At 73.8% G+C, this 11,949-nt stretch carries 11 protein-coding genes; 3 read left to right on the forward strand and 8 right to left on the reverse strand.

Annotation, left to right across the window (positions count from 1 at the left end; translation table 11 throughout):
• Positions 1-156: 156 nt before the first annotated feature.
• Complete coding sequence (locus tag MHW47_RS23710; protein WP_239225808.1) at positions 157-912, reverse strand: (5-formylfuran-3-yl)methyl phosphate synthase; 756 nt, start codon at positions 910-912, stop codon at positions 157-159.
• A gap of 193 nt (positions 913-1,105) precedes the next feature.
• Here MHW47_RS23710 and MHW47_RS23715 point away from each other — a divergent pair, with 193 nt between their 5' ends.
• Positions 1,106-1,393, forward strand: a complete 288-nt coding sequence (locus MHW47_RS23715) for a hypothetical protein (protein WP_239225799.1) — start codon at positions 1,106-1,108, stop codon at positions 1,391-1,393.
• 31 nt (positions 1,394-1,424) lie between these two features.
• Here the strand turns inward: MHW47_RS23715 and MHW47_RS23720 are convergent, their stop codons facing one another.
• On the reverse strand, positions 1,425-3,338 hold the full coding sequence (locus MHW47_RS23720; protein WP_239225800.1) for an RICIN domain-containing protein: 1,914 nt from the start codon (positions 3,336-3,338) through the stop codon (positions 1,425-1,427).
• A 159-nt stretch (positions 3,339-3,497) separates the two neighbouring features.
• Here MHW47_RS23720 and MHW47_RS23725 point away from each other — a divergent pair, with 159 nt between their 5' ends.
• Positions 3,498-4,151, forward strand: a complete 654-nt coding sequence (locus MHW47_RS23725) for a TetR/AcrR family transcriptional regulator (protein WP_374230135.1) — start codon at positions 3,498-3,500, stop codon at positions 4,149-4,151.
• 13 nt (positions 4,152-4,164) lie between these two features.
• Here the strand turns inward: MHW47_RS23725 and MHW47_RS23730 are convergent, their stop codons facing one another.
• From MHW47_RS23730 to MHW47_RS23740, 3 genes are all read right to left on the reverse strand, one after another.
• A complete protein-coding gene (locus MHW47_RS23730) occupies positions 4,165-4,575 on the reverse strand; it encodes a GNAT family N-acetyltransferase (RefSeq protein WP_239225801.1) in 411 nt (136 codons plus the stop codon).
• 97 nt (positions 4,576-4,672) lie between these two features.
• Positions 4,673-7,534 (reverse strand): AfsR/SARP family transcriptional regulator, encoded by a 2,862-nt coding sequence (locus MHW47_RS23735; protein WP_239225802.1) that lies wholly within the window; start codon positions 7,532-7,534, stop codon positions 4,673-4,675.
• 315 nt (positions 7,535-7,849) lie between these two features.
• Positions 7,850-8,521: a ScbR family autoregulator-binding transcription factor gene (locus tag MHW47_RS23740; protein ID WP_239225803.1), complete on the reverse strand. Its 672-nt coding sequence runs from the start codon at positions 8,519-8,521 to the stop codon at positions 7,850-7,852.
• A gap of 555 nt (positions 8,522-9,076) precedes the next feature.
• Here MHW47_RS23740 and MHW47_RS23745 point away from each other — a divergent pair.
• The gene (locus MHW47_RS23745; protein ID WP_239225804.1) at positions 9,077-9,757 is read left to right on the forward strand and encodes an HAD family phosphatase; all 681 of its coding nucleotides are present in this window, start codon (positions 9,077-9,079) and stop codon (positions 9,755-9,757) included.
• Positions 9,758-9,777: 20 nt separating this feature from the next.
• Here MHW47_RS23745 and dhaL read toward each other — a convergent pair whose 3' ends face one another.
• The 3 genes from dhaL to MHW47_RS23760 form a co-directional block, all read right to left on the reverse strand.
• Positions 9,778-10,446 (reverse strand): dihydroxyacetone kinase subunit DhaL, encoded by a 669-nt coding sequence (dhaL, locus tag MHW47_RS23750; RefSeq protein ID WP_239225805.1) that lies wholly within the window; start codon positions 10,444-10,446, stop codon positions 9,778-9,780.
• A gap of 20 nt (positions 10,447-10,466) precedes the next feature.
• Complete coding sequence (locus tag MHW47_RS23755; protein ID WP_239225806.1) at positions 10,467-11,465, reverse strand: dihydroxyacetone kinase subunit DhaK; 999 nt, start codon at positions 11,463-11,465, stop codon at positions 10,467-10,469.
• A gap of 138 nt (positions 11,466-11,603) precedes the next feature.
• The coding region (locus MHW47_RS23760; protein WP_239225807.1) for a hypothetical protein at positions 11,604-11,949 on the reverse strand (346 nt) is incomplete at its 5' end.

Raw genomic sequence — 11,949 nt, forward strand, 5'->3', positions numbered from 1 at the left:
CGCTCGACGACCGCGTCCAGCTCGTCCGGACCGAGTTCGGGGGCTTCGCCGAAGGTCTCCCCGGTGGCCGGGTCGACGACCGGGAACCGCGCGCCCCGGCGGGCGGGCGCGGGCTCCTCACGTAACGGGTCCTTCGCGTCCACGCTCATCCGGCGGTCAGCCCGCGACGGTGACGCCGGCCGCGTGCGCGCGGGCGTGCCGGTCCATCTCCGCGCGGAACGCGGCCACCAGATGCGGCCGAATCCGGCCCGCGTTGCGATCGCCGCCCTCGCAGACGGCCCCGCGCACCCCCACGATGTCCGTCCCGATCCGGGTCAGCGCCGCGAGGTCGGCCTGCTGGACGCTGCCCGCGAGGGCCGCCAGCAGCCCGGCGGCGTGGGCGAGCGCGACGAACTCGGCGCACCTGTCCGGCGGGACGTGGTCGAACAGCCGCGTCCCGTCCTTGACGGCGGTGTCGAGCATGGCCGCGTCGGCACCGGAGCGGGCCGCGATGTCGGGCAGGGCGAGCGGATTGACGCAGCCGACGCGGTGGGCGTCGGCATAGCCGGAGGCGACGACCAGCGCCTCCGGACGGTAGTCCTTGACCGCGCGGACGACGGCCCGCATGACGTCGATCCCCTGGTCCGGCGTCGTGCACCCGTACAGGCCCACCTTGATGTACGTGGCGCCGGAGACGACGGCGCCGAGCGCCGCCTGGGCCACCGTGCCCGGCTTGTACGGGACGTCCCCGACGGTCGCCGACACCGGTGTGCCGGCCGGGACCGTGTCCCGGATCTCCCGGATCACCCAGGGGAAGTTGGCGCCGAGCGACCCCTCGTCGGGCTTCTTCACATCGACGATGTCCAGATGTTCCGCGGCCTTCGCGCAGTCGACGGCTTCCTCGACGCCGTCCGGGGAGATGAGCAGCAACACCATGGGCTCCTTCCGCCTGCCGCCGGCCCGCCCGTGACGGGCAGCCCGGCGGCAGAACTGGTCGACCTGCGGTGTGCTCATCATTTCCGCGGCCCGGCGGCCCCGGTAGAGCGCGTGAGGCCCCCCGGGAGCACCGCCGCCCCGCCCAATGCGCCGCGCGCCCCGGCGCGAACCGGCGTGGAATCATGCGGGGATGAACAGTGACCCGGACGTGAGCGCCCTGGCCGTCAACGTCACCATTCCGCCGGAGCTGCGCTGGACCGAGACCCGGCGCGGCACGGAGTTCCAGCTCACCACCCTCAACATCCGGCTGCTGAAGGACGGCCACCTGGCCGCGAAGGCGTACGGCCGGCCGGTGGAGGGCGGCCGCGGAGCCTATGTGTCGTTCCCCGTGCCCGACCGGCCGGAGCTGGCCGCCCTGGTGGCCGGGGCGGCCGGCCGCGCGAGCACCCTGTGGGCGGCCCACCGCGGACTCGGCTGAGGCCCCGGCCGGCCGAGGGGAGGGCGGCGGCTCAGCGGTCCAGGGAGAACGTCTGGGCCGGGGAACCGTCACACGCCTGCTGCGCCAGTCGCGCCCCGTTCGCCGTGGAAGCGCCGTCCACGGCCAGGCACTTGCCGCTGTGGCGGGCGACGAAGCGGTACCGCCCGGCCGCGCCGGACGGCTCGGCGCGCCACTGCTGGTTGCCGCCGCCCACGTACGACCACAGGTGCACCCGGGCCCCGGCGGCGGTCGCCCCGGGACCGCCGTCCACGTCCCACACCTTCGCGTTGTGCCGGTTGACGACCTGGTAGGTGCCGTCACCGGCCGGCCGGAACTGCCAGCCCTGGTTGGCCCCGGTGGTGCAGCTCCACTGCTGGAGCGCGGTCCCGTCCCCGGTGCCCCAGTCGGCCGCGTCCAGACAGGCGCCGCTGTGGACGTTGCGCACCCGGTACCAGGCCGACGGGTCGGGCGAGCCCTGCGGCGGCTCGCTCGCGCCGTTCCACACGAAGGTGGCGACCGCGCCCGCCGGCAGGGTGTACACCAGCGACCGGCCGTCGTCGGTCAGCGAGAACCGCCGCGCTCCGGCATCCGTGTTGACGACATACGCGGCGCGGCTGCCGTCCGGGTTCCGGAAGGCGACGTTCTGCACCCCGCCGCCGTCCTGGCTCGTGGAACCGATGCGGGTGGCGCCGGGCCGGACGAACTTGGCGAGGTGGCCAAGCACGTAGTACTCGGCGTTGCGGGTCACACGTCCGTCGGCGATCTCCACGACCCCGTTGCAGCGGTCGGCGCAGCCGCCCTGGTGCGGGCCGCCGTTCCGGTCGAGCGCCAGGTTCCAGTCGATGACGGTCTCGCCGCCGTGGCGCATGTTCCGCACCACCAGGTTCTCGGCGTGCCACTTGAGGGTGTCGGCGAACGTGGTGGACCGGTCGGCGCTCTCGGTGCCGGAGCACTCGGTGAAGAAGACCCGCTTCCCGGCGTCGACGACCTGCTGCTGCGCCTCGGGCGCGCCGCCGTAGCAGTGGAACGCCGCCCCGATGACCCGGCTGATGCCGGACGTGCCCGCCAGCACCTCCAGCGGATAGGCGGGGTGGTTCCAGTTGTGGTCGAACGCCAGCAGGTTCGTGGGCAGTCCCGCCGCCGTCAGCGTACGGTCGAGCACCTTGAAGAACGCCACCTGCTCCGGGGCCGTCATCGTCATCGACGGGTAACTCGCCGCGAACTCGGGCTCGTTCTGCACGGTGAGGTCGGTCAGCGTGATGCCCTGCTGCCCGTACGCCCTGATCGCCTTCACCAGGTAGTCGGCGTACGCCTGGTGGCTCTCCGGTCGCAGACTGCCGCCGGCGAGGGCGTTGTTGGTCTTCATCCAGGCCGGCGGCGACCAGGGGGTGCCCATGAACCGGATGCCCGGGTTGACCGCCGTCGCCTGCTTCAGCACCGGGATGATCTCGGCCCTGTCCCGGTCGATGGAGAAGGAACCGGGCGTGTCCTCGTACGTGTACGGGCCGGGGCCCGCGTCGAAGTCGCTGCTGCCGAGCGGCTGGCGCAGATAGCTGAGCCCGATGCCGTCGCCGGCGGACGAGAACAGCGAGGTCATCAGCGCGTCGCGGCGGTCCTGCGGCAGGCCCTGGATGAGGTGGGCCGACGCTCCGGTCACCGAGGCGCCGGCCCCGGTGAACCGCTGCGCCGTGACGTTCGCGTCGATGCGGATGTCGGTGCTCTGCGGGGTGCCCGTGAACGCGACGGCGCCCTCGGGGGACAGCCGCTTCGCGCCGTCCGGCGTGGTGACCCACACCTGGGCCGAGGGGTCGGCCGCCCGTGCCACCGTGCCGCTGCCGGCCATGCCGAGGGCGGTGACGGCCATCGCGAGGGCGGCGCCCGCGGCACGCAGCCGGGGGCGGGGGAGGAGGCGTGGGCGGGGGTGCGGGGGAGTGTCGTGGGACATGTGCGGATCTCCTTCGGTCAGGCCCGGGGGAGGGGAGGTTCCGTGGACGACGGCGCCATGAAAGCACACTTACTAAGTGGTTAGTAAGTGTTCGGCGGCGGGCGGTTCCGCGCCCGGTGCGCCCGACATGATCCACCTGCCAGGCCCTAAGCTGTGCCGGTGAGCAACCAGTCAGCAGGCAGGTCCGGCAAGGCGGTCGGGCCCCGTACGCCCCGCAGCGCGGAGGCCCGGCAGCGGCAGCGGGACATCCTGGACATCGCGATGGACACGTTCGCCGCGCGCGGCTACAACAACGCCTCGCTCGCCGAGATCGCCGACCGGGCCGGCCTCACCCAGGCCGGGGTCCTGCACTACTTCCGGTCCAAGGCGCTCCTGCTCACCAGCGTCCTCGAACTCCGCGACCGGTCGGACATCGAACAGCTGGGCCCCGACCGCCCGCAGGGCCTCGCCTTCCTGCGCCACCTCGTGGACACCGCGACCCGCAACGCCGAACGCGAGGGCATCGTCCGCCTCTACGCCGTCCTGTCGGCGGAGTCCGTCACGGACGACCACCCGGCGCAGGACTACTTCCGCGGCCGTTACGACGGACTGCGCGCCCTCGTCGCCGACGCCCTGCGCGAGGCGTGCGGCCTGACCGACGGCAAGGAGGACCGCGTCGAGCACGCCGCCGACGCGATCATCGCCGTCATGGACGGCCTGCAGGTGCAGTGGCTCCTGTCCCCCGACTCGGTGGACATGGCCGCCTCGACGGACCTGGTGGTCACCGCCCTGCTGAGGACACTCGCCCCCGACCGCTTCGGCCCGGCGGACTGACCCCCGGGACGGATCAGGCCCCCGGCGCCAGGTAGCGCCGGAACCCCTGGGCCAGCGGCTCGAATCCGCAGGCCGCGTAGAAGGTGTGCACGTACGCGTCATCGGCCGCGAGCAACTGCGCCTTGTAACACCCTGCTTCCTCGCCCAGCCGTACGGCGGCCTCCAGCAACCGACGCCCCACCCCCCGCCGCCGTCCGGCACCGGCCACCACGACGTTCTCCACGAACAGAATGCCCCGCCCGCCCCGCGTCAGATTCGGCATCACGAGGCAGTCGGCCGTGCCGACCACCACCCCGTCCTCCGTCTCCGCGACCAGGACCGTCCGCCCCCACTGCCCCGCGACGCACCGCCACACGGCGAGCGCCGACTCCGGCGGCAGCGGGGCGTCGTCGGGATTCAGCTCGCGGTGCGAGCAGCGCGGCAAGGTCCTGTTCGACGGCGGGCCGTACGGTGATCTCCATACCGCAAGCCTCCCACCCGGACGCCGGCCCCCGCACCGCGCGGTGTGCGGGGCCGGGGCGTCAGGGCAGTTGGGCGATCCCCTCGCGGCTCGCCTCGATGTGCTGGGCCATGTTGTGCCGCAGGCCCAGTTCCAGGCACTGTTCCCAGGCGGTGCGGGCGGCCCGGTGGTCGCCGAAGTGGAGATGGGTGCGGGCCATGAAGGCCAGGCAGTCGGCCGTACCGCCCGCGTCCCCCATCTCCCGGCGAATGGCCAGCGCCTCCGTCTGGGCCGCCAACGCCCCGTCCCGGTCACCGAGTTGGCGCAGGGAAGCGCCCATGTTGGTGAGGCTGGTGGCCAGGAAGACGCCGTGGCGCTGCGCGCGCAGCATCGCGACGACCTTGCGGTGGTACGCCACGGCCAGCTCGTGGTTCCCCAGCACGTCGTGCGCGTCCGCGATCCGGCTCAGCGCCAGCGCCTCACCGCGCCCACCGGCCGACTGCCGGTACAGCTCGTACGACCGCTCCGCGTGCTCCAGGGCCTGTTCCGGGTGGTCCGACTGGGCGTACACGGCCGACATGTTGCCGACGATGGACGCCTGCGCCAGTACGTCACCGGCGTCGGCGAAGAAACCCAGGGCCGCCCGCAGATGCTCCAGGCACTGCTCGTTGCGCATCGCCATCCCGTGGGCGACGGCGATCCGGCGGTGGAGCCACGCCTGGCCCAGCACGTCGTCGTGGGCCACCGCGATCTCCATGGCCTGCCGCAGACACGCGTCCCACTCGCCGGTCCACCAGTGGGTGGTGGCGTAACCGAAGAGGCCGGTGGCCAGCCGCCAGGCGATGTCGGAGCGGCCGATCCGCCCGGCCCGGCCGATCGCCTCCCGGATCACCGGCAGCTCGTTCCCGGTCCACTCGATGGCCTGCGCGTCGTCGGTGAACTCGGGCAGCGCCGGACCGGTGTGCGGCCCGTCGAGCGGCGGCGGGGACTGCGTCTCGTGGCTCGCCGCCGCACCGGCCGCCGCCACCGCGCGGGCGTACCAGGTGAGCATCCGTACGACCGCCCGCTCCCGCTCCGCGGCCGGTTCCTCCTCCGCCGCCCGGGCCGCCGCGTACTCGCCCAGCAGATCGTGCAGGGTGTACCGGCCGGGCTCCGGGCTGTGGACCAGGTTCGCGTCCACCAGGAGTTCCAGGGCGGCCGCGGCCTCCCCCTCGGACACCCCCAGCAGTGCCGCCGCCGACCCGACGCCGAAGGTGTGCGGCTTCCACATCCCCAGCAGCCGGAACGCCCGGGCCGCGCCCCGTTCCGACGCGTTGCCGCTGTCCCGGATCGCCAGGTAGCTCATGTCGAAGGTGTCCCGCACGGTCACCGCGCCCATCGCCAGGGCCCGCAGCCGGCCGGGGCTCGGGGCGAGGCGCTCCGCCAGCAGGGCCAGCGGCCAGGACGGGCGGGAGGCCAGCCGGCCGCCGACGATCCGCAGGGCCAGCGGCAGTCCGCCGCACGCGGCCAGGATGCCCGCCAGCGCCTCCGGCTCGCGCTCGATCCGCACGGACCCGCACAGCCGGGCCAGCAGAGCCACCTGCTCCTCGGCGCGTAGCGGCTGGAGCGGCAGCAGTTCGACGCCCGGCAGTTCGGCCAGCAGATGGCGGCTGGTGACCAGGACCGCGCTCGGGCCGTGGGGCGGCAGCAGCGGCGCCACCTGGGCCGCGTCCCGCGCGTTGTCCAGCACCAGCAGCACCCGGCGGCCCGCGACCGCGGACCGGAACAGGGCGGCCCGGTCGTCGGTGTCGTCCGGCAGCGCCGCCGGACGCGCCCCGAGGTCGTCCAGGAACCGGGCCAGCAGGTCGTGGGCGCTGCGCGGCCCGCCCCCGCTGAACCCGCGCAGGTCCGCGTAGAGCGTGCCGTCGGGGAAGTCGCCCCGCACCAGCCGCGCGGCCTGCACGGCGAGCGCGGTCTTGCCGATGCCGCCCATCCCCGAGACCACCACCGGCCGCAACGGCTCCGGCGCCCCGGCCGCCGCGTCGCCCGCCTCCCGGCCCGGTCCGCCCGCCGCCCGCTGCAGCAGCCTCACCAGGGCCGCGGCCTCCGCCTCCCGGCCGGTGAACTCCGGTACGGAGGACGGGATCTGGTACGGAACGCGCGCCGTGACCCCCTCGGGGCCGGACTCCCGCGCCGCAGCGGGCGCGGGGGAGCCCTCCCCGGTCAGCAGCTCCTGGTACGTCCGGCGGACGGCGGCACCCGGCTCCGTACCCAGCTCGTCCACGAGTTCCCGGCGCAGCGTGTGGAAGACCTCGAACGCCTCCGCCTGCCGCCCGGTCCGGTGCAGGGCGACCATCAGCAGGCGGTGCAGCTCCTCGCGCAGCGGGTTCTCGGCGGCCAGGACGCTCAGTTCGCCCAGGATCTCGCGGTGGTGCCCGAGCCCGAGCCCGGCGTCGAACGCCCACTCGCGGACCTGGAGCCGCAACTGGTCGAGCTGGTGGACGCGCAGGGAGGGCGCCCGCTGCTCCCGGAACCCCGGCAGGTCGGACAGCGGAGTGCCGCGCCACAGGGCCAGCGCCGCCTCGCTCTCCGCGCGGACCGTGTCCCAGTCGCCGGCCCGGTGGGCGGCCCCCGCGGCGTGTGCCCGCGCCTCGAACACCTCGGTGTCCAGCTCCCCTTCGGCGACGAGCAGTTGGTACCCGGGTGCGACGGTCCGCAGGCGCTCGGCCCCGGTGGCGGCGAGGATGCGGCGGAGCCGGGTCGCGTGGTTGGCGAAGGACGCTCCGGCGCTGGAGGGCAGCTGTCCGTCCCACATGGCGTCCATGAGGGCGTCCTTGGAGACGACGCGGTTCGGTGCGAGCAGCAGGGCGGCGAGCAGCACCCGTGCCTTGAGTCCCGTGACCGGCCGCAGCGCCTCGCCGTCGTGGACCACCAGCGGCCCGAGCAGCCCGAACCTCAGCACCACGCCCCCCAGACGCCTCGACGGTCGGCGTCCACACGGACGCGCGACCGGCTGGGCACCATGGTAAGCGGTGGGAAGGCAGGGGCTCGCGGCCCCAAGGGGCGGGTGCGGGCGCACCCCCGTGATGCCCGCACCCGCCGGGGTTCGTTAGCAGGGGACGGCAGATGGCGACCGGCCCGGGGTTCCGGTCCGGCGCGGCGTCCGCTGCTGGATGACGGGCAGGTTGCCGTGGCCCGCCAACGGCGCGCCAACGCGGCACCAACACCGGAGGGGAGCGGTCACTCCGTCACGGGGCGGTGCCGGCCGCGCCTCGACCCCTCAGCCGCTCTGCCGCATCAGCGGGTCCGCGCACGGCGTGCCGGACCGCACGGGCAGCCGGGCGCGTACGCGGGCGAGCAGCCCCGGATCGGGTTCCGCCTGCAGGGACGCGAGGACCATGCGCCACCACTGCTCCAGCCGCTCCCGCCAGCCCCACCGGCCCGGCATCTCGTCGGTCAGGGTGCAGTGCCCGTAGAACCCGCAGACCAGGGCGACGGCCGCCGAGGACGGCTCGACCCCCGCCGCGAGTTCGCCGCGCGTACGGGCCTGGGCGAGGAGCCGGACGCAGGCCACCGCCCAGGAACCGAAGGGCGTCGGCACCGGCGCCTCGATGGCGCGGCGCTCCGCCCAGAGCCGGGCGCCGGCGCGGGCCACGACGTCCTCGCTGAGCGACTGGGCGACGCGGAAGCTCAGGAGGACCAGCTTCTCCAGCGGGGGGACGCCGGGCGCGGCGTAGGCGGCGGTGAGCTGCGGCCAGGTGGCGAACTGCTCCCGCACGACGGCCAGGGCCAGCTTCTCCTTGCTGGAGTAGTGGAAATAGATGGCCCCGCTCGTCTTTCCCGAGTGGTCACTTATGTCATTGACACTCGTTCCCGCATATCCCCGTTCGACGAATAGATGAGCCGCCGATTCCAGGAGTACTTTGCGGGTTGTGCGTGCTCTGTCCTGCACGTGTTCCACCTTCGCTCATATGTGCTGGCGCCACGACGCGAAAAGTCATTCCGCTTTCCCCCGAGGGGCGCAGTCGCATCGCGCGAAGATCTTATTATTCGTCGTCCGGCCAGGTGTGTGGATGGCTTCCCCTCCACCCGGTGCCGCATCGGAAGAATCGTTTCGCACGGTACGTCGCCCCCACCTCCACGCGGAGCTGGCTCACCCCCGTTCCGGGCGTCCCACCAGGGGTGATGCCTGGGCGTCCAGTCTCCGGTCAGGGCCTCGGCCCGGGGAGCGGGGGAGTGGACGGAGCGTCCATGGCGGATTTTCGATGCACTCGAATTGGTGATTGCGGAAATTGATGTCGCCTAATTAACGTAGCGACCATGATGTTTCGGGCGGCCCGGATCTGAGGGTCCGGGCCGCCTCGGCACACACGGCGGCACCGATGTGGCCGCAGCGGCCGTGGAGCAGCGGCCGCACCCCTTCCCCCCTTCCTTGTGTGTGCCCTTCGGCGCACCACTGCGCCCGCGTACCGAAACGGTCGGCGCAGCCTTCGAGAACGGCGGTTACATGACAGTTCATCGCATCCTCTCCTGGTCTCCGTCCGCCATCGTCTTCGACTGCGACGGCACCTTGATGGATACGGAAAGGCACTGGCAGGAGGCACGGAACATCACGTTCCGGATCTTTGGGCTCACACCGCCCGCAGGGTTCGCCGACCGTGCCAAAGGCGTGCACTACACCGACTGCGGCGCCCTCATGGCGCGCGAGACCGACAAACCCGAACTCGCCGAAGAGCTCGCCGACACGCTTCTGACGACCTTCACCGCCCTCGTCGAGGAGGACCCGGTCACCATGCCGGGGGCCGCCGCGCTGGTCCGCCAGGCCGCCCGGCACCGCCCGCTCGCGGTGGCCAGCAACTGCCCCCGGAACACGGTGGAGTCGTGCCTCGACCGGGCCGGACTCCTCGGCTGCTTCGCCCATGTCGTCGTCGCCGGCGACGAGTTGCGGCCCAAACCCGAGCCGGACGTCTACCGGGTGGCGGCCCGCCTTTGCGGCGTACCGCCCGAGAAGGCTCTGGCCGTGGAGGACTCGCTGACCGGGATGGAGTCGGCGCGCCGGGCCGGCCTGCGGGTCATCGGGCTCGGGACACGGCCGCCGGACCCGGACGGTGAGCTGGCCGACCTCTGGGTCGGCAGCCTGGCCGATCCCGAGCTGGTCGGCTGGGCCCGCAGCCGCCTCGGCGCGTAACGGGCCCCGCGCGCCCGTGTTCAGCCACCGTCGAGATGGGGGGCCAGTGAGCGCACGGTGCCCCCTGCGGAGGCGAAGAACAGGGCGATGCCCACGGCACCCGGGTCCGGGACGCCGTTGGCGCGCTCACCCAGATAGCTGGCCCGCCCCATGCGCGCCGACTGGGAGGCGGTCTCGCGCACCCCCTGCCACGCCTCCGCCGCCGCCGCGGCCAGGGCCTCGGCGGGCGGGGTCTCCCCGGCCGCCCGCAGTGCTCCGGCCGCCGGTGCCAGCGCGTCGACCAGCGTCTTGTCGCCGGGGGCCGCATCCCCGACCCGGCGGATCGCCGCCAGGCCCTCGGCGGCACCGTCGGCGAGCGCGCCCGTCGTCAGCTCCGGCCCCGGCCCGGCCGCCCGTCCCATCGCCTGGAACAGGAGGCCGAACAGGGGGCCGCTGGTCCCGCCGACCTCGTCCAGGAAGGCGGTGGCCATGGCGCCGAGGCAGTCCGCGGGGCCCGCCGCCGTCCCGACCTCGTCGAGCAGCAGGGCGGCGGCCTGTACGCCGGCGGTGAGGTTGGCGCCGAAGTCGCCGTCGCCGGCCTGCTGGTCGAGCGCGGTCAGCTCGGCCTCCGTGGCGTGGACCGACGCGGCGAAGCGCTCCGCCCACTCGCGGGTGCGCACGCCGTCGAGAGCGTTGCTCGCTGCCGTCATGGGCCCTCCTCGTAGCTCCGTCACCAGCGCAGTGCCGGGGTGTGCACGGGCGCGTCGTAGAAACCAAGGGTGGTCCGGTCGGCCACCATGAGCGTGAGGGAGAAACCCCGCATGTCCAGCGCGGTGACGTAGTCGCCCACGAGCTGCCGGGCCAGCCGCACACCCCGGGCGTCCAGCACCCGGACGAGTTCCCCGAACACGCCGTACAGCTCCAGCGAGGTGACCGAGCCGAGCCCGTTGACGAGCGCGATCACGGACTCCTCGGGCCCCGGGCGCAGCGTGTCCAGCAGCGACCCCGTCATCTCCTCCACCAGCTCGCCCACCGGGCCCTGCGCGCGGGTGCGGGCGGCGCGTTCGCCGTGGATGCCGACGCCGTACTCCAGCTCGCCGGGCGGCAGGACGAACGCCGGCTCCCCGGTGGCGGGCGCGTGGTGGGCCGCGGACGCGACGGCGAGCGTACGGCTGCGGGCCACGAGGCCCGTACCCAGCCCGACGAGCGCGTCGAGGTCCATGCCGGTGTCCGCGGCGGCGCCCAGCACCTTCTCCAGCAGCACCGTGGCCCCCGTGCCGCGCCGTCCGGCCGCGATGTCCTCCGAGTCGGTGGCGAGGTCGTCGTCCACGAGAACCCGTCCACAGGCGATCCCCGCGTCCGCGAGGCGCTCCGCCGCGATACCGAAGTTGATCCGGTCACCCGTGTAGTTCTTCACGATGTGCAGCACACCGGCCGGCCGCGCCACGGCGCGCGAGGCCCGGAAGATCTGCCGGTTGTGCGGAGAGGCGAACACCCGGCCGGGACAGGCCGCGTCCAGCATGCCCGCACCGACGTACCCGGCATGCAGCGGCTCGTGCCCCGAGCCGCCTCCCGACAACAGACCCACCCGCCGCTCCGGGCAGGTGTGCCGGGCGGTGACGAAACCGTCCTCGGTGTCGTACCGCACCAACTCCGCGTGCGCACGGGCGAAGCCGGACAATGCGGCGGATACGAGTTCCCCGGCGCCGTTCTCGAAGTACCTGGCCATAAACCGCACCCATCCCGTCCCTGGCGTGAAGCCGTACGAGCCGACCCGGACGATACCCCCATGGTGCGGGTAACGGTCCGCATACGGCAACTCGCACACGGTGCGGCACCGTGCTCGCGGTACGTATGGTGCGCAAACTCATCCGCGCAACCAGCGGTGCGGGCGCCGGACCGCGACGAGCACCACCGCGACCGCGGTGACCATGGCCAGCGCGATCGCGAAGTGGGTCGCCCACGCACCCGCCGCCGTCGGCCCGCCCCAGGCATGGGACACGTCCTCGCCGGCGGTCGCCAGGGGATAGAACACCCCCCGCGTGACGAGCAGGACCACGCAGGGGCCGGTCACCGCGAACGCGAGGAGGTCGGCCGGCAGACCGCGCAGGGCCCGGCCGACGACGGTCCGGAAGCGGTCCGGGGCGGCGGCCCCGGTGTCCGCCCCGCCGAGCGAGGCGAGGCGCCGCTGCCACCGCCCGGCGGCCCCCGCG

The sequence above is a fragment of the Streptomyces sp. OfavH-34-F genome (assembly GCF_022347745.1).
Classification (GTDB): domain Bacteria; phylum Actinomycetota; class Actinomycetes; order Streptomycetales; family Streptomycetaceae; genus Streptomyces.